Origin of the sequence: Pacificibacter maritimus, assembly GCF_003814915.1 — a bacterium.
GTDB lineage: Bacteria > Pseudomonadota > Alphaproteobacteria > Rhodobacterales > Rhodobacteraceae > Celeribacter > Celeribacter maritimus.
Genome location: NZ_RKQK01000001.1, coordinates 599,321 through 615,463, shown reverse-complemented (window position 1 = coordinate 615,463; position 16,143 = coordinate 599,321). Strand labels below are relative to the sequence as shown.

Annotated in this window: 17 protein-coding genes; 9 read left to right on the top strand and 8 right to left on the bottom strand. The window is 51.4% G+C overall.

The features are described 5' to 3' along the window. Nucleotide 1: 1 nt before the first annotated feature. From EDD53_RS02870 to frr, 3 genes are all read right to left on the bottom strand, one after another. Nucleotides 2-754, bottom strand: coding sequence for a phosphatidate cytidylyltransferase (locus tag EDD53_RS02870; protein ID WP_123791679.1), 753 nt, complete (start codon nucleotides 752-754; stop codon nucleotides 2-4). Then, nucleotides 751-1,467: an undecaprenyl pyrophosphate synthase gene (locus EDD53_RS02865; RefSeq protein WP_123791678.1), complete on the bottom strand. Its 717-nt coding sequence runs from the start codon at nucleotides 1,465-1,467 to the stop codon at nucleotides 751-753. Before EDD53_RS02865 ends, EDD53_RS02870 begins: the two co-directional genes overlap by 4 nt. 116 nt (nucleotides 1,468-1,583) lie before the next feature. Continuing rightward, entirely contained in the window at nucleotides 1,584-2,147 is a 564-nt protein-coding gene (gene frr, locus EDD53_RS02860) for a ribosome recycling factor (RefSeq protein ID WP_123791677.1), read from the bottom strand. 208 nt (nucleotides 2,148-2,355) lie between these two features. Between frr and EDD53_RS02855 the strand changes: the two genes are divergently transcribed. After that, nucleotides 2,356-3,402 (top strand): Hint domain-containing protein, encoded by a 1,047-nt coding sequence (locus EDD53_RS02855; RefSeq protein WP_123791676.1) that lies wholly within the window; start codon nucleotides 2,356-2,358, stop codon nucleotides 3,400-3,402. Nucleotides 3,403-3,409: 7 nt separating this feature from the next. Here the strand turns inward: EDD53_RS02855 and pyrH are convergent, their stop codons facing one another. Further along, nucleotides 3,410-4,156: a UMP kinase gene (gene pyrH, locus EDD53_RS02850; RefSeq protein ID WP_123791675.1), complete on the bottom strand. Its 747-nt coding sequence runs from the start codon at nucleotides 4,154-4,156 to the stop codon at nucleotides 3,410-3,412. Nucleotides 4,157-4,309: 153 nt separating this feature from the next. On the opposite strand from pyrH, the gene miaA reads away from it, so the two are divergent. Further along, entirely contained in the window at nucleotides 4,310-5,218 is a 909-nt protein-coding gene (gene miaA, locus EDD53_RS02845) for a tRNA (adenosine(37)-N6)-dimethylallyltransferase MiaA (protein ID WP_211331577.1), read from the top strand. Between the two features lie 123 nt (nucleotides 5,219-5,341). Beyond that, complete coding sequence (locus EDD53_RS02840) at nucleotides 5,342-6,229, top strand: helix-turn-helix domain-containing protein (protein ID WP_123791674.1); 888 nt, start codon at nucleotides 5,342-5,344, stop codon at nucleotides 6,227-6,229. Between the two features lie 49 nt (nucleotides 6,230-6,278). Here the strand turns inward: EDD53_RS02840 and EDD53_RS02835 are convergent, their stop codons facing one another. Beyond that, nucleotides 6,279-6,881 (bottom strand): lytic transglycosylase domain-containing protein, encoded by a 603-nt coding sequence (locus EDD53_RS02835; protein ID WP_123791673.1) that lies wholly within the window; start codon nucleotides 6,879-6,881, stop codon nucleotides 6,279-6,281. Between the two features lie 162 nt (nucleotides 6,882-7,043). Between EDD53_RS02835 and ssb the strand changes: the two genes are divergently transcribed. After that, nucleotides 7,044-7,553, top strand: a complete 510-nt coding sequence (ssb, locus tag EDD53_RS02830) for a single-stranded DNA-binding protein (RefSeq protein WP_123791672.1) — start codon at nucleotides 7,044-7,046, stop codon at nucleotides 7,551-7,553. Nucleotides 7,554-7,664: 111 nt separating this feature from the next. Here ssb and aroB read toward each other — a convergent pair whose 3' ends face one another. Both aroB and EDD53_RS02820 read right to left on the bottom strand, forming a co-directional pair. Further along, nucleotides 7,665-8,825, bottom strand: a complete 1,161-nt coding sequence (gene aroB / locus EDD53_RS02825) for a 3-dehydroquinate synthase (protein ID WP_123791671.1) — start codon at nucleotides 8,823-8,825, stop codon at nucleotides 7,665-7,667. Further along, nucleotides 8,822-9,370, bottom strand: coding sequence for a shikimate kinase (locus EDD53_RS02820; RefSeq protein WP_123791670.1), 549 nt, complete (start codon nucleotides 9,368-9,370; stop codon nucleotides 8,822-8,824). Before EDD53_RS02820 ends, aroB begins: the two co-directional genes overlap by 4 nt. 170 nt (nucleotides 9,371-9,540) lie before the next feature. Between EDD53_RS02820 and EDD53_RS14765 the strand changes: the two genes are divergently transcribed. The 5 genes from EDD53_RS14765 (at nucleotide 9,541) to EDD53_RS02800 (ending at nucleotide 14,508) form a co-directional block, all read left to right on the top strand. After that, the gene (locus EDD53_RS14765; RefSeq protein ID WP_170162665.1) at nucleotides 9,541-9,678 is read left to right on the top strand and encodes a hypothetical protein; all 138 of its coding nucleotides are present in this window, start codon (nucleotides 9,541-9,543) and stop codon (nucleotides 9,676-9,678) included. An 8-nt stretch (nucleotides 9,679-9,686) separates the two neighbouring features. Further along, nucleotides 9,687-11,306, top strand: coding sequence for a hypothetical protein (locus EDD53_RS02815; RefSeq protein ID WP_123791669.1), 1,620 nt, complete (start codon nucleotides 9,687-9,689; stop codon nucleotides 11,304-11,306). Beyond that, a complete protein-coding gene (locus tag EDD53_RS02810; RefSeq protein ID WP_123791668.1) occupies nucleotides 11,303-12,235 on the top strand; it encodes a site-specific tyrosine recombinase XerD in 933 nt (310 codons plus the stop codon). The genes EDD53_RS02815 and EDD53_RS02810 overlap by 4 nt, the downstream gene beginning before the upstream one ends. 171 nt (nucleotides 12,236-12,406) lie before the next feature. Beyond that, on the top strand, nucleotides 12,407-13,714 hold the full coding sequence (locus EDD53_RS02805; protein ID WP_123791667.1) for an HlyC/CorC family transporter: 1,308 nt from the start codon (nucleotides 12,407-12,409) through the stop codon (nucleotides 13,712-13,714). Next, nucleotides 13,714-14,508, top strand: a complete 795-nt coding sequence (locus tag EDD53_RS02800; RefSeq protein WP_123791666.1) for a 23S rRNA (adenine(2030)-N(6))-methyltransferase RlmJ — start codon at nucleotides 13,714-13,716, stop codon at nucleotides 14,506-14,508. The genes EDD53_RS02805 and EDD53_RS02800 overlap by 1 nt, the downstream gene beginning before the upstream one ends. A 48-nt stretch (nucleotides 14,509-14,556) precedes the next feature. Here EDD53_RS02800 and EDD53_RS02795 read toward each other — a convergent pair whose 3' ends face one another. Further along, a complete protein-coding gene (locus EDD53_RS02795) occupies nucleotides 14,557-16,140 on the bottom strand; it encodes a helicase HerA-like domain-containing protein (RefSeq protein ID WP_123791665.1) in 1,584 nt (527 codons plus the stop codon). Nucleotides 16,141-16,143 lie beyond the last annotated feature (3 nt).

Genomic DNA, 16,143 nt, shown 5'->3' with positions numbered 1-16,143 from the left:
GCTAGGCCAACATATTGAATAGAAAAGACAAAGCACTTACCGCCAGTAACGCATCAAAACGATCCAAGATACCGCCATGGCCAGGAATAAGATTTGAGCTGTCTTTCACGCCCATACGGCGTTTGATCGTGCTTTGCGCGATATCGCCAAGCTGAGAAGCAAAAGACAAAAACACCGCGCCGATAACAAAGACAAGCACAACAAAATTTTCGGTGTGGGATTGTGAATTTTCCAGCCAAGTCAGATCAACGCTGCCTGCGCGATGGCTGTGAAAGGTCGCCACGCCGCGCCAGATCGCTGCAAAAATAGCAACACCGATCCAACCGCCCAAGACACCTGCCCATGTTTTATTGGGACTAATAGAGGGCCAGAATTTGCGCCCTCCGATCATTTTGCCGACAAAATACCCGCAGGTGTCGGTGATAATCACCAATCCGATAATATAAAGAATGCCGCGCAGACCATTGGTGTTGGAAATATAGACAAGCCCGATAAGTCCGATCACGACCACAAGGCCATAAAGCAGCAGCCAAATCTTATCCATAAGTCCAAGACCATCAGTTTTGGACTTATGCCCGCCCATGGAAAACAATTCCCATAGGCCGATAACGCCTGCACAGATGACAAGACCGCTAAAGGCCATGTGACCCGCAGCTATGGCCGCACCACCAATGGCAACCATGACCACAGCCGACAGGGTGCGTGGCCCTAGGTCTCGCCATTTGCGCATAAAGGCTTTGCGGCTTTCGTTCATGTTTTTACTCCGCCGAATCTGCGATCTCTGACACCAAACCGTCCGATACAATCCGCAAAGACATCTTTGGTAAAATCCGGCCAAAGCGTATCAATGAATTCATATTCGGAATAGGCTGACTGCCAGAGCAAAAAGTTAGAAATACGCGCTTCGCCTGAGGTTCGGATCACCAAATCTGGATCAGGCAGAACCCGTGTATCAAGGTACCGCGTCAATGCATTTTCATCGACCGTTTCAGCATCAAGTACACCCAAAGCAACATCCCGCGCCAATTCTTTAACAGCACGGGCCACTTCGTCTCGTCCACCATAGTTGAGCGCGATGGTCAAATGTACTGTGTCATTGTCTTGGGTTGCGCATTCCAGATCATCCATAAGCTTGATCAACTTATCGTCCAGCCTTGGACGATCCCCGATGAAACGCACACGCACGCCCTCTTTCACCAGATCTTTTAATTCACCCGTGATATAGCGGCGAAACAAGGACATTAGGCCAGAGACTTCTGTTTGCGTGCGCTTCCAGTTTTCGGTCGAAAATGCGAATATTGTCAGATATTTGACGCCCAAATCAGGACAGGCGCGCACGATTTCTTTCACCCGTTTTGCGCCTGCATGATGGCCAAACAAACGCGGCTTGCCTTTCATCTGGGCCCAACGCCCATTGCCGTCCATAATAATGGCGACATGTTTGGGGCCATTTTCGCAATCAGGCATCCAGATGTGTCCTTTGAAACGTCATAAAAAAGTATGTGCTGCGCTTACGCCATTTCGGGCATAATGAGACGCAACACATACGATATATACTCGAAAATGCTCAGACCTCGCGGATCTTATACCTGCATGATCTCATTTTGTTTATTTTCAAGCGTTTCATCAACTTTCTTGATATAGCTGTTGGTCATGTCTTGGACTTCATCTTCCCAAATCTTTTGATCATCTTCAGACATGCCATCGTTTTTGGCTTTCTTGATCTGATCCATACCATCGCGGCGTACATTGCGAATAGAAACGCGCGCGCTTTCGGCATAGCCAGCGGCCACTTTTGACAATTCGCGGCGACGCTCTTCGTTCAGTTCAGGAATTGGCAACATAATAATTGTGCCATTCAATTGCGGATTAATCCCCAAGCCACTTTCACGAATGGCTTTTTCTACTTTACCAACAAGGCCTTTGTCCCAGACATTGATCGTAACCATACGGGGTTCTGGGACATTCACAGTACCCACTTGGTTGATCGGCGTCATAGATCCGTAAGCATCAACCATAATAGGTTCAAGCATAGAACCAGACCCACGACCCGTGCGCAATGAAGCAAGTTCCGTCCGCAGATTGGCAATCGCGCCGTCCATGCGTTTGGACAAATCATCGGTATCTAATAGGAAGTCTTCAGACATGGTTTAATGGCCTCGCGTCTCATGAATGTTGCTTGTGTAGTTAAGCGGATTTCGATCGCTTGTATAGCCACCAGCGCCAAGGAACAAGCCGAAGCCGCGATTATCGGCGGATTGGATCCTCCCAAAAAAACCGCAAGCATTGACCAAATCGCAACCAATTCTGTTTAGAAACCATCAAGATGCGACAAAACAGGATTCCGGTTACAAAATGGCACTGACAAACGTCTCAAACCTATTCTATTTGGGTACTCAGGCTATCGCTGATACCATGGATGGAACGACGGCAACGGATAACCCGAGTGTTCTGTTGGGCAATTATCACCAGCCATTTATTGTCTCGGTTACAAATTACGACATGGACCACGGCGGTTCGATTTCTGATGATGAAAACAATCCCAATGGGGACTACGTTAATTATGATACGGGGTCAGGATCTACCAGCCAATATGTTGAAAGTTCAATGACTTACAGCGCAACTGCGCTACTAGGTGATGGAACGACACTGACCTTTGAAGCCGCCGTTATCCAGATGCAAAACGGAGATGTCTTTCTAGGCGATCTCACGGGCCAAGATCCGCTGGATGGTCAAGCTGTGCAGTCGATCACACTCAATAGCTTTTCCAGCGATTATGGCGGTTATGCGACAACGTTGAATGTGGTCGGCGCGACAACCGTTTGTTTTGCTACGGGAACCATGATCGAGACACCAAAGGGGCCAATTGCGATCGAATGTTTGGCCGAACAAGATTTAATTTTGACCCTTGATCATGGCCCGCAGCCGATCAAAAAGATTTTTCGCACCACGAAACTGAATCCGCGCGCCGCAGCCCCTATTACATTTGCGCCAAACAGCCTGACTTGGGGCGACAACTCAGGCCCGACGCGGCATTTAACCCTATCACCCAATCATCGCATTTGCGTGCAAACCACCAATATTTCAAAACGGACGGATGCCTGGCCCGACCAAGTGCTCATCGCCGCCAAGCATCTACGCGCCTTGCCAAATATCACCCAGGCTTTGGGCTGTGTCCCTGTGAGCTACATTCACATTCTATTGCATCGCCATGAGGTGATTATCGCTGATGGTGCGCAAGCTGAAACTTTGCTTATGGGGCCGCAGGCAGAAGTGGCCGTTGGTCACAGCGCAGCGTGGCATCCCCTTAATTTGCTTCCAGCCCGCCCAATCTTAAACGCAAAACAAGCGCGCAACTTCGTTCACGAAGTAAAATCGGGCCTGCTGATCATGGCGAATTAATGCGTCTTTAGTCTTTGGTGGACTTCACAATTGTATATGTGCCTTCACCTGCCAAAATACCTTTAAACCCGCCAGGTTCATCGAGTGAAAAGACAATAATTGGCAAATCATTATCACGCGCAAGCGCGATGGCTGAGGCATCCATAACATTTAAGTGCTGTGCGAGAACCTCGTCATAGGTGACTTTATCATAACGCTTGGCATCCGCATGTTTGGCTGGATCTTTATCGTAGACGCCATCAACTTTTGTGCCTTTAAAGATCGCTTCACAGGCCATTTCATTGGCGCGCAATGTGGCGGCCGTATCTGTGGTGAAATAAGGGTTCCCTGTGCCAGCCGCAAAAATACACACGCGTGCCTTTTCCAAGTGACGCACAGCGCGGCGGCGAATGTAGGGTTCAGCAACTTCATTCATCGTAATCGCAGAAATCACGCGGGTGTGAATGCCCAGATCTTCCATCGCAGCCTGCATTCCCAAGGCGTTCATAACAGTCGCAAGCATTCCCATGTAATCGGCAGTGGTACGCTCCATACCCTGCGCGGACCCTTGCAATCCGCGGAAAATATTGCCACCGCCGATGACCATACAAATCTCGACGCCCATATCATGCACAGTTTTTACTTCGCGCGCGATCCGTTCAACGGTTGGCGGGTGAAGGCCAAAGCCCTGATCCCCCATCAGCGCCTCGCCAGAAATTTTAAGCATCACACGCTTATATTTCTTGTTGGTTTGGCTTTGATCCTGATCGCTCATGAGGTATCCCCTGCTCTATCCGCTATTTGCGACAAAATGCGCCAATTGGCGTGAATATTCAATGAGGCAGAGCCTAAAAACTCAAGCTTTCGTGTAAAAAGATTTCATCGGGGCACGGACCCGCCCCCTTAACACCCGATCAAAGGCCAAGCGATGCCCCTTTCTGCTCAGATTTCTCAACATATTCGCGCGATGTCGGCCCAGCAACCTGTCTTGATCGCTGGGCCAACGGCTTCTGGAAAATCTGCGCTGGCATTGGAGATTGCGACAACCCAAGGGGGCGTGATTGTCAATGCAGACGCACTTCAAGTCTTTGATAATTGGCGTGTTTTATCTGCACGCCCCAGCGTAGACGATGAAGCCGCCGCCCCCCATGCGCTCTATGGTCATGTTGCGGGAACATCGCAATATTCGGTCGGCCATTGGCTGCGCGATGTCTTGCCCTACCTGACAAACGGCGCCCGTCCGATTATAGTGGGCGGCACGGGGCTATATTTTTCAGCTCTCACCGAGGGTTTGGTCGAAATCCCAGCCACGCCCGACGGTATTCGCGCACAGGGAAACATGCGCCGCGCAGAAGATGGCGACCACAGGGGACTTTTGGCGGAATTAGACCAGCTTGACCCGCAAACAGCGCAAAGAGTCGACAGGATGAACCCCATGCGGGTTCAGCGCGCGTGGGAGGTGTTAAAAGCCACTGGGCGCGGTTTGGCGGCATGGCAGGACAGGACGCCGCCACCGGCTTTACCGCTGTCATCCACCTATCCGATTGTCATGGACGCGGACAAAGACTGGTTAAACGACAGAATCGCAAAACGGTTTCAATTGATGATGGATCAGGGGGCATTGGCCGAAGCAGAGCAAAATCTGCCCGATTGGGATGCCAGCCTGCCCGCGTCAAAAGCGATCGGAGCGCCAGAATTAATTGCATATTTACAAAATGAAATCACTTTGGCCGAGGCGCAAGAGCGTGCGACCATCGCAACCCGCCAATTTGCCAAACGTCAGCGCACATGGTTTAGAGCGCGCATGAAAGATTACCACAAGATATCGCTTGGTTAACAAGTTCTTGTATCGCAAGACAAAAGCAACCTAAAATATTGATTTTAAAGATTTATTTGAATTTATTCTTTATTCGTGATTGATAGGGAGGATCAATCACAAAAATCAGGCTTGTTTGTCCGCATGGCGCATAAAATTTTTAAATCTCCAATGCTCAAGACCTTTGGACAGGCTAAAACGCAGGCGCCCGAGCCAAAGCGCACTGTGATCGCGCCTGAAATTCCAATGCCCTCGCCTTACCGTGTTGATCCTTTGGTACGCATGTCGACGCCCACATCAAAATGGCGCACAGAAGCAATGCGCAGCCATAGATCCCCCACGTTATTATGGTTTACGCGCGGCCAAGGGCGGATCACCGTATCAGGTGTCACCCGCGGATTTGGCGGGCACAATCTGATCTATTTGCCGACCAAAACAATGTATGGGTTTGAGGCTGTTGGTCAGGCTTACGGCACAATTGTGCATTTGGATGACGACCCCGATCTTGGCCTACCAGACCAACCTTTGCATATGCGCTTTTCTGATTTGGCGCAGCAAAATCACATCAACGGCATGATTGAAGCTTTAGCGCGTGAAATTGACCAAGATGCGCCCAATAAAGCGCGGGCACTGGCTTTGCATGCAGGGCTTCTGTCAGTGTGGTTAAATCGCCAGATCGACAATATGCCTGATTATGACATGACGCCTGATGCCTCACGTCGCTTGACAGCAGCCTTCACGGCCTTGGTCGAAGATGGTTACAAAACCACTCATAAAATTGCAGATTATGCCGCCAAACTTGGGGTAACCCCAACACATTTGACACGCGCTTGTAATGTCGCATGCGGACGGCCTGCATCTGCTCTTATCGCGGATCGGGTGCATTTTGAAGCGCGCCGTTTGTTGAAAGAAACGCAATACCCTGTGAAAACCATTGGCGAAACACTTGGATTTCATTCGCCAGCCTATTTCGCGCGCGCATTTCAAAAGCACACGGGCAGTTCGCCCCGCGCCTTTCGCAAGGCAGACTAGATTTTAAACTGATTTTCGAAATCAAAATGCCCGCACAGCAAGCACGCGCCTAACTGCCAAGAATAACCGACACGTAGTTTTTGGTTTCTTTATAAGGCGGCACACCGCCGTATTTTTCCACAGCGCCAGGCCCTGCGTTATAAGCCGCCAAAGCCAAGCGCCACGAGCCGAATTTATTGTACATTTGACGTAAGTATCGCGCACCACCCTCTAGGTTTTGGTGCGGATCATTGGGGTTTACCCCCAAAACTTTTGCCGTTTGTGGCATTAATTGCGCCAGACCCAAAGCACCCTTGTGGGACTTGGCATTTGCATTCCATCCGCTTTCTTGCTGGATCAAACGTAAAAATAAATCTGCGGGCACATTGTGGCGTTGCGCAGTGCTGCGGGCGATTGCAAGATATTCACCCCTGTATGAGCCCGTGTAAGGTAAAATGCCTGCACTGGGGATCGCGGCGGTCTGCGGTTTGAGCGATATAGAATTGGAATACTGCTGCGCCGCGCGCCCATCCAACACTTGCAGTTGCGAGGCATAGACAGATGAACGTGACTTTGATGAAAACACCAAACCTTCCGCCTGCACTGCGCCCGTGCTTGAAACAACCAAATGTGTTGCAAAAATCAGCGCAAAGGCGCGATGTATCGGCGGCATAAAACGTCCCACTCTCTAACGGTCGAAAGAATATAGGGCGCGGTCAGCCTATTTCCAAGCCTCAGATTCGTTCAACAGCAGAGTTTTGCCGTTTTTTACCCTTTCCATGACCGTCTGGGAGTGGTGTAACAGACCAAATTAGATTCTAACGGGAGACGCGGTATGGCGGGTTCGGTCAATAAAGTGATCATCATTGGCAATTTGGGGCGTGACCCTGAGGTGCGTAATTTCCAAAACGGTGGCAAAGTGTGCAACCTACGCATCGCGACATCCGACACATGGAAAGACAAAACCACAGGAGAGCGCCGCGAACGTACTGAATGGCACTCTGTTGCGATTTTCCAAGAGGGTCTTGTCCGTATTGCAGAACAATACCTGCGCAAAGGGTCAAAAGTTTACATCGAAGGCAAATTGCAGACCCGCAAATGGCAAGACCAATCTGGCGCTGATCGCTATACAACAGAAGTGGTTTTGCAAGGCTTTGACGGCGTTTTGACAATGCTCGACGGTCGCGGTGAAAATACAGGTGGTGGTGGCGGTGGCGGCTACAACGATGGTGGATCACAAGGCGGCGGCTACAACGATGGCGGATCACAAGGCGGGTTTGGCGGCGATTCTGGCGGATCAGGCGGCGGTCGCTCCTCAATGGATGATGACGAAATTCCATTCTAATAGACTGATATAAAATAAAAATCCCCTGCATATTCTGCGGGGGGTTTTTTTATGTCTGCTCAGGGCAGATATTTTAACAGGTGAACCCTCGCATCGGTTTAAGACCGAAATTTAGGTCGCTGCACGCGCATCCAGACCGTCTTGGATCACACGTAACACCGCCTCACGCGGCACATCGGAGGTGACAAAACTATCGCCAATCGAGCGCGCCAAAACGAAACGCAATTGACCATCCAAAACCTTTTTATCTTGCGCCATCAAATCGACCAGCGCTTCGGCAGAAGGCAAATCGCCCGCGATGTCTTTCAGGTCGCATTTCATCCCCATTGCTTTGATTTGACTGCGCACACGGCTGGGGGCTTCTTGACTGCACAAACCCAAGCGCGCGGACAATTCAAAGGCCAAAGCACAACCGATTGCCACGCCTTCACCGTGCAACAAGCGATCTGAATATCCTGTTGCGGCCTCTAAAGCGTGACAAAATGTGTGGCCAAGGTTTAACAAAGCGCGGTCGCCCTGCTCTGTTTCATCGCGCACAACGATTTCGGCTTTCATTTCAACCGAGCGTTTCACCGCATAGGTGCGCGCAGCAACATCACCTTGGGCCATCAACGGGCCATTTTCCTCAAGCCATTCGAAAAATGCTTCATCACCCAACATGCCGTATTTCACGACCTCGCCACAGCCCGATAAAAAATCGCGAGGCGTCAAACTGGCAAGAATTGAAATATCGGCAAGCACAAGTGATGGCTGATGAAAGGCCCCGATCAGGTTTTTGCCAGCTTCACGCGAATTGATCCCTGTTTTGCCACCTACGGAACTATCAACCTGAGCCAAGAGCGATGTTGGCATCTGCACGAAACGCACGCCACGGCGCAAAATTGCGGCCGCGAACCCTGCGAGATCGCCGATAACACCACCACCAAAGGCAACAACGATATCATTGCGTTCGACTTTTTGCGCCAAAAGCCACTCCACGGTTTTCGACAACTCTGCCCAGCATTTCGTACTTTCGCCAGCGGGCAATATCAAAACTTCCATCTCGATGCCTGCGGCAGCAAGCCCTGCACGCAAACTGTCTAAATGTTGATCTGCCACATTGACTTCGGTGATCACACAAACGCGTTTCTTTTTCCCCAAAAGCGGTGCGATATGCGCCCCTGCACGATCCACCAGACCTTCGCCGATCCGCACATCATAAGCGCGATCCCCCAAGGGCACATGGACGGTTTGGAATGCGCCTAAGCCTGATTGAAGATCTGTGCGCGTCATGGTGTTTCCTTTATAATTCCGCCGTGTTCGACGAGTGCTTCAATCACTTTATTGGCCATATCATCAATCGAAAGATCGGGTTCTGCGTGCACCACCAGCCCCGCGTGCGCATAGATGGGATCACGCTGTGCGACCAATGATTTGAGTGTCTCATAGGGGTTATCGGTTTGCAGCAATGGGCGCGTGTTTTTATGACGCACACGCTGCCATAAAATATCCAAATCGGCCTGCAACCAGACCGCAACGCCATTGTCTGCGATCAAAGCACGGTTTTCGGCACTCATAAACGCCCCGCCGCCTGTCGACAGAATACAGCGTTCATCTTGCAACAAACGCCCGATGACTTGAGTTTCTTTTTGGCGAAAAAACGCTTCGCCATCGCGTTCAAAGATTTCCGCGATGGTCCGATCTGCGGCCTCTTCGATTTCGGCATCAGAATCCAGAAACGGCACATCCAACCGTTGCGCAATAGCTTTGCCAACGGCTGTTTTTCCTGCCCCCATCATGCCAACAACAGCGACCGTTTTTAGCAACCCTTTTGCCATGCTCTCCCCACTGTCCACACCTTAGCGCGCGGCGACTTTTTGCTCACGTAGATTTGTTTCCCTCAATGGCGTGATATTGCACAGAATTCCATATATAAAATGACATAACACTGTCAAACATGTGCAAAACCTGCCAAATCTCAATAAGGCAGACTACAAAAGGCAAATCGATGCGTAAATTTTTTGGACGACTTTTATTGATGACCTTCGCCCTTGGCTTGGTTGGGTTTGTGGCCTTCGCCTATGTCGGAGATCTGTCACCGCATTACGCTGATGTGAGCGAAAAAGTGACTTTAACGCTAAAATAGGACAAAACATGCCGTCACGCTTGCACGGGCGAAAGCCAGCGCCACGCGGTTTCACACGGACCAGTTTAATTTGGTTGGCCGTGCTGGTGATCGGTTGTCCTCAGGTTGGGCTCGCGCAATCGAATGCGCAAAAGCCCTTATCCGCGATTGACTGGCTGACTGATTCAATTGATGCGCCAGCTGTGCGCCCAACTGCCCCTCAGCCAACAGTCTTGCAAAACCGCCAAGAAGACATCGCAAACAACGCTTTGCCCGAAGATGTGACCATAACGGCGATTGATGCGCCACGGATTGATGCCACGGGGATTCTATCTACAGCGCAAACAGGATTGCCGCCTGCCCTTTGGGGAGCTTCAAAACCGCAAGATTTGGGGCGCAGGATGATGGCCATTGCCAATCAAACCGATCTTTTGCCCGCCTCACGCCGCCTATTGAACACATTACTTTTGGCGGAACTTGATCCCCCTGTCGCGTCAGGCTCTGATGGGCGTTTATTTCAATCCCGCATCGATGCATTGCTAAAACAAGGGCTGATCGAAGAAGCCAACGCATTATTAGATCGCGCAGGCTCAACAGACCCCGATTTATTTCGCAGGTCTTTTGATGTGAAGCTCTTGCTAGGCACCGAAAACCAAGCCTGTGCGACGATGAAATCGACACCAAGTCTGACGCCGGCTTTGCCCACCCGCATCTTTTGTCTTGCACGCAGTGGGGATTGGGATGCAGCAGCTTTGACCTTGGACACAAGCACCACATTGGGACTTATATCCGATCAAGAGGCCGATCTTTTGGCGCGTTTCTTGGACCCAGATCTTTACGATAACGCGCCGCCAAAAAATCCACCGAACCCGCCAACGCCGCTTAGCTTTCGTATGATGGAAGCCATCGGCGCGCCCATGTCGACGCAATATTTGCCGCTGGCCTTTGCACAATCTGATCTGGAACCCTCAACAGGTTGGAAATTCAAAGCCACAGCCGCAGAGCGTTTGGCGCGGGTCGGCGCGATCACACCCAACGCTTGGCTCGGGATTTGGACAGAACATTTACCCGCCGCATCGGGCGGAATTTGGGATCGGATCGAAGCGCTACAACGCTTTGATACTGCATTGAAAACAGGCGATCCAACGGGGATTTCTAACAGTCTTTCCCGCGTCTGGCCGATCATGCGCGACTCTGGATTGCAAAGCGTTTTTGCTGATCTTTTTGCCGAAAAACTGGGGGATGCGCCGCTCACAGATACAGCCTCAGACATCGCGTTTGAGGTCGTGCTTTTGTCATCGCATTATGAAACAATTGCGGCCGAATGGGACAGACCATTGGACAATAGGCAAAGTGTTTTGCGATCAATTGCCCTCGGAGATATCCCAGAGGGGCGACTGAGAGCTGGCTCAGAAAAGGCCATTATAGATGGGTTTCGCAGTGGTGCTGTGCCTGTGCGGCTGAGCGGATTGGTCCAAAGCAACCGTTTGGGCGAAGCAATTTTGCGCGCGATTGAACTGCTGGAAAGCGGTGCCGATGGTGATCTGGATGAACTGACAGATTCGATTGCCTTTTTACGTGCCGTGGGTTTGGAGGCCACCGCGCGCCGTGCTGCCTTGGAAATACTTTTGCTGGAACGTCGGGGATGACCAACGACCACACATGGATTTCGCGCTACGCCGAAGCTCAAGCCGCCGAACTTGGAGCGGCTGAAAACACGCGCTTGTCTTACGGGCGTGACTTGATCGGATTTTCCGACTGGTTGGCTGCGAAATCAGAAAGCTTCGAGACCTGCGAACGTGCGGATATCGAACAGTATTTGATCACCTGCGAAGCTGACGGATTGGCCCAATCCACCCGTGCACGGCGTTTGTCATCTATCAAACAACTGTTTCGTTTTGCCTTTGAAGAAGGCTGGCGTGATACCAATCCTGCGATCCAAATCCGTGGGCCTGGACGGGCAAAGAAACTGCCCAAAACCCTGACAGAAGAAGAAGTATCACGCCTTTTGGCTGCCGCGCGTGATGTCGGGCGCAGTGATTTTGACCGCAAGCGCAACACCTGTTTGATCGAAATGCTCTATGCCACAGGGATGCGCGCCTCGGAACTGGTTGAACTGCCGATTTCGGCTGTGCGTGGTGATCCAAGGCTGATTTTAGTGCGCGGGAAAGGCGGCAAAGAACGCATGGTGCCCCTGTCACCGCCTGCGCGCGTGGCACTTGCCGACTGGATGACGCTGCGCGACAGCGCCGATGATTTGGCGGTCAAAGAAAAGGGCGCCAAGCGGTCAGTCTATGTTTTCCCATCGCGCGGCAAGACTGGTCATTTCACCCGCGTTGGTTTTTATCAACTGATCAAAGACATCGCCGTGCAAGCTGGGATATCGCCCGCAAAAGTCACGCCCCATGTGATGCGTCACGCCTTTGCAACGCATCTTTTGGCGAATGGGGCTGACCTGAGAGCCATTCAGACACTTTTAGGCCATGCCGATCTGTCGACCACTGAAATCTACACCCATGTGCTGGATGAACGTCTCAAGGAATTGGTCTTGCAACACCATCCTTTGGCGCAAGATTAATTCGAGGGGCAGCCAAGCCAAAATCCGCGAAAAACTCTAGCAAAGCGCATCATGTGTCCAAGCCCGCCCTTGCGTGTAGGGCCCTGCGCCCCCATAACAAATGAAACAAATCGCACGGGCAACCGACAGGCGATATATCATGAAACGCATTTCGATTTTGGGACCAAAACTATGGACATGACCATGCTTGACGCTGCCTTTTGGCTTACTTGCCTCGCGATCATCGCTTTGCTGGTATTGTCTGGACTTTTTTCTGGCTCTGAAACAGCTTTGACCGCCGCATCACGGGGTAAATTGCGCACGCAGGCCGATAAAGGCGCAGCGGGCGCACAAAAGGCGCTGGATGTCACAGAAGACAACGAGCGTTTGATTGGTTCGGTTTTATTGGGCAACAATCTGGTGAATATCTTGGCCACCTCATTGGCCACGGCTTTGTTCACGCGGGTGTTTGGCGAAAGCGGCGTGGCGTTGGCCACTTTGGTCATGACGGGCCTTGTGCTTGTATTTGCAGAAGTTTTGCCAAAAACCTATGCCATTACCAACCCTGAAACAGCCGCAGCCCGTGTGGCTGGGCCTATTGCTGTGGTCGTCTTAATTTTTTCACCTGTGGTCAGTTTTGTGCGCATGTTGGTGCGCGGTATTTTGAGCCTGTTTGGCGTGCAAACGGATCCTGACAGTCATATTCTGGCGCTCAAAGACGAGATCGCAGGCGCGATTACCTTGGGCCATGTGGAAGGCGCTGTGGAAAAGGAAGACCGTGATCGTCTGCTTGGCGCGCTGGATTTGGGCGAACGCACGGTCGAAGAAATCATGCTGCACCGCTCTAAAATCGAAATGATCAATGCAGATACGCCCCCCCGTGATGTGCTTGAAGCCTGTTTGCAATCGCCACACACCCGCCTGCCGCTTTACCGTGATGATCCCGAAAACATCATCGGTGTGATCCATGCCAAAGATCTGTTGCGCGGCATGTTTGCGGCGCGTGAAACAGCCCAAAGCGATGCAGAATTTGCCAAATTCGATGTGATCGCTGTGGCGATGGAACCATATTTTGTCCCCGAAACCACCACATTAGATGATCAAATGCGCCAGTTTTTGCGCCGCCAAACCCATTTTGCGCTGGTCGTTGATGAATATGGCGCGCTGCAAGGTCTGATCACATTGGAAGACATCTTGGAAGAAATCGTCGGTGAAATTACCGATGAATTTGACACCTCAGAAGACGCGCCCGTGAAGTCAAAAGACGGCGGTTGGTTGATTGACGGCGGTATGACCATTCGTGACTTTAATCGTTCGACCGAATGCAACTTGCCCGATGAAGAGGCCAATACAATGGCTGGCTTGGTCATTCACGAAGCACAGATGATCCCCACTGCGGGTCAAGTGTTTTCGTTTCACGGTCATCGCTTTGAAGTGGTGGCACGCAAAGACAATCGTTTGTCGACCTTAAAAGTGCGCCCTTTGCGCAGGACCATATAATGCTCTCATATCAACACGGGTTTCACGCAGGCAATTTGGCAGACGTACAAAAACATGCGCTTTTGGCGGTGATGATCGATTACCTGACCCGCAAAGACAAACCGCTGTCGTATATAGAAACCCATGCAGGCCGCGGGGCCTATGATTTGCAAGGCTCCCAAGCGCAAAAAACAGGTGAGGCCGCTGCAGGTATATTGAAAGTCAGCGATTGGTTCGATGCGGATCATCCCTATTCGCGCGCACGTAAATCCGTGTCTGAGAGCCATGGCAAAAGCATCTATCCTGGCTCTCCGCTTTTAGCGCAGGCTTTGCTGCGTGATTTTGACAACATGCGGTTGGCCGAATTACACCCCGCTGAATTTGCCCATCTGGAAAGCGCTTTACAGGTCTCGAATTCCTATGTGGGGCTCAATGCGCAGCAAAAAGACGGGTTTGCATTGGCGCAAAGCATTTGCCCCCCGACGCCACGCCGTGGGCTGTGTTTGATTGATCCGCCTTATGAAATAAAATCAGACTATGCGATGCTGCCCGATTATATCGCCAAGCTGCATCGCAAATGGAATGTGGGTGTAATTGCCCTTTGGTATCCAATCCTTACAGGGGGCGCACATAAGCCAATGACGCGCGCCTTGTTGGGCCTCAACCTGCCAGATGTCTTGCATCACGAAGTGCATTTCCCCCCAGCCCGAGAAGGTCACGGAATGATCGGGTCTGGTATGTTCATCATCAACACCCCTTGGGGGCTAAGCGATGAAGCGGCGCGGCTGACGCAAAAATTTGCCAAGCTCACATAGCGAAACAGCCCCGAAGCGGGGCTGTTTGACCTCTTAATTAATGACGAATTAGCGGCCTTTAAACAAACCGCCCAGAATGCCCCTGACGATCCGACGACCCGTGGTGCCTTTTAGCTCTTTGATTACCAAATCCGCAACGGACCCGCCGATGGACGTGGTTTTGCTTGAGCGGCGCGATGTAGATTTGCCATAGGATTTTGTTTCATAACGGCGCGCTTTTTTGAATTCGCGTTCGAGTTCTGCGCGCTTCTTTTCCTCTGCTTTTGCCTCTTTCGCGGCCAGTTCTGCGGCGACTTCTGCGGCTTCGGCTTCTTCTGCGGCGGCGGCTGCATCCGAGGCGCGCTTGCTGAGCACTTCAAACGCGCTTTCGCGGTCCAGCACTGTTTCATACTTACCTGCAATGGGCGAGGTAGCGATCACCCCTGCCCGTTCCATCGCATTGAGCGGACCAAGTTGTGAAGATGGGGGGCGGATCAGCGTACGTTCTGCCACCGATGGCACGCCTTTTGCTTCTAACAAAGATGTCACAGCTTCGCCTGTACCGACTTCTTTGATGGCGTGCTCAATATCAAACCGTGGATTTGGGCGGTAAGTTTCCGCAGCACGTACCAAGTTTTTCTGATCGCGCGCCGTAAAAGCCCGCAAAGCATGCTGCACGCGGTTGCCAAGCTGGCCCAAAATATCATCAGGCACATCGGCAGGGTTTTGCGTGACAAAGTACACGCCCACCCCTTTTGACCGGATCAAACGCGCCACTTGTTCAACCTTATCGACCAGCGCTTTGGGCGCGTCATCAAACAGCAAATGGGCCTCGTCAAAGAAGAACACCAATTTAGGTTTATCAGGGTTGCCGACTTCGGGCAGCTCTTCGAAGAGTTCTGACAAAAGCCACAGTAAGAATGTCGCATAGAGACCTGGCGAAGACATCAATTTATCCGCCGCCAAAATAGAAATGCGGCCCCGCCCATCGGTGTCAGTGCGCATGATATCAGACAGTTCTAGCGCAGGTTCGCCAAATAATTTATCGCCACCTTGGTTTTCTAACACCAGCAAAGACCGCTGGATCGCGCCGATGGATGAGGCAGAAATATTGCCGTAGCGCAGGGTCAATTGGTCTGCGTTTTCACCGCACCACACCAACAGCGCTTGCAGGTCTTTAAGGTCCAAAAGTGGCAAACCCTGTTCATCAGATACGCGGAAAGCGATGTTGATCACGCCCTCTTGCGCATCCGTCAGGCCAAGTAAGCGCGACAATAACAAAGGCCCCATTTCAGCCACTGTTGTCCGAATAGGATGGCCCTGTTCGCCGAATAAATCCCAAAATGTTACGGGAAAGTCTTTATAGTCAAAGGTGTCGAAATTGATGGTTTCATTGCGGCTTTGGAACGCGCTGTGCAATTTGCCTTCGGCAGACCCAGCCTTGGCCAAACCAGACAAATCCCCTTTTACATCCGATAAAAACACAGGCACGCCAGCGTCAGAAAACCCTTCAGCCATGATCTGCAAGGTCACAGTTTTACCCGTACCCGTTGCCCCTGCGATCAGACCGTGACGGTTGCCGTATTTTAACAATAGGCTTTGCGGATCTTTATAATCTACGCCGCCGCCGCCAATAAAAATTCCGTCACTCATCGT

What these genes read in the sequence shown, in the direction of transcription:
- EDD53_RS02870 (WP_123791679.1), bottom strand. Translation starts at nt 754, where the DNA reads ATGAACGAAAGCCGCAAAGCCTTTATGCGCAAATGGCGAGACCTAGGG.
- EDD53_RS14765 (WP_170162665.1), top strand. Translation starts at nt 9,541, where the DNA reads ATGCGTAAATTTTTTGGACGACTTTTATTGATGACCTTCGCCCTTGGC.
- EDD53_RS02795 (WP_123791665.1), bottom strand. Translation starts at nt 16,140, where the DNA reads ATGAGTGACGGAATTTTTATTGGCGGCGGCGGCGTAGATTATAAAGAT.
- EDD53_RS02855 (WP_123791676.1), top strand. Translation starts at nt 2,356, where the DNA reads ATGGCACTGACAAACGTCTCAAACCTATTCTATTTGGGTACTCAGGCT.
- pyrH (WP_123791675.1), bottom strand. Translation starts at nt 4,156, where the DNA reads ATGAGCGATCAGGATCAAAGCCAAACCAACAAGAAATATAAGCGTGTG.
- EDD53_RS02810 (WP_123791668.1), top strand. Translation starts at nt 11,303, where the DNA reads ATGACCAACGACCACACATGGATTTCGCGCTACGCCGAAGCTCAAGCC.
- EDD53_RS02800 (WP_123791666.1), top strand. Translation starts at nt 13,714, where the DNA reads ATGCTCTCATATCAACACGGGTTTCACGCAGGCAATTTGGCAGACGTA.
- EDD53_RS02815 (WP_123791669.1), top strand. Translation starts at nt 9,687, where the DNA reads ATGCCGTCACGCTTGCACGGGCGAAAGCCAGCGCCACGCGGTTTCACA.
- EDD53_RS02835 (WP_123791673.1), bottom strand. Translation starts at nt 6,881, where the DNA reads ATGCCGCCGATACATCGCGCCTTTGCGCTGATTTTTGCAACACATTTG.
- frr (WP_123791677.1), bottom strand. Translation starts at nt 2,147, where the DNA reads ATGTCTGAAGACTTCCTATTAGATACCGATGATTTGTCCAAACGCATG.
- ssb (WP_123791672.1), top strand. Translation starts at nt 7,044, where the DNA reads ATGGCGGGTTCGGTCAATAAAGTGATCATCATTGGCAATTTGGGGCGT.
- miaA (WP_211331577.1), top strand. Translation starts at nt 4,310, where the DNA reads ATGCCCCTTTCTGCTCAGATTTCTCAACATATTCGCGCGATGTCGGCC.
- aroB (WP_123791671.1), bottom strand. Translation starts at nt 8,825, where the DNA reads ATGACGCGCACAGATCTTCAATCAGGCTTAGGCGCATTCCAAACCGTC.
- EDD53_RS02820 (WP_123791670.1), bottom strand. Translation starts at nt 9,370, where the DNA reads ATGGCAAAAGGGTTGCTAAAAACGGTCGCTGTTGTTGGCATGATGGGG.
- EDD53_RS02805 (WP_123791667.1), top strand. Translation starts at nt 12,407, where the DNA reads ATGGACATGACCATGCTTGACGCTGCCTTTTGGCTTACTTGCCTCGCG.
- EDD53_RS02865 (WP_123791678.1), bottom strand. Translation starts at nt 1,467, where the DNA reads ATGCCTGATTGCGAAAATGGCCCCAAACATGTCGCCATTATTATGGAC.
- EDD53_RS02840 (WP_123791674.1), top strand. Translation starts at nt 5,342, where the DNA reads ATGGCGCATAAAATTTTTAAATCTCCAATGCTCAAGACCTTTGGACAG.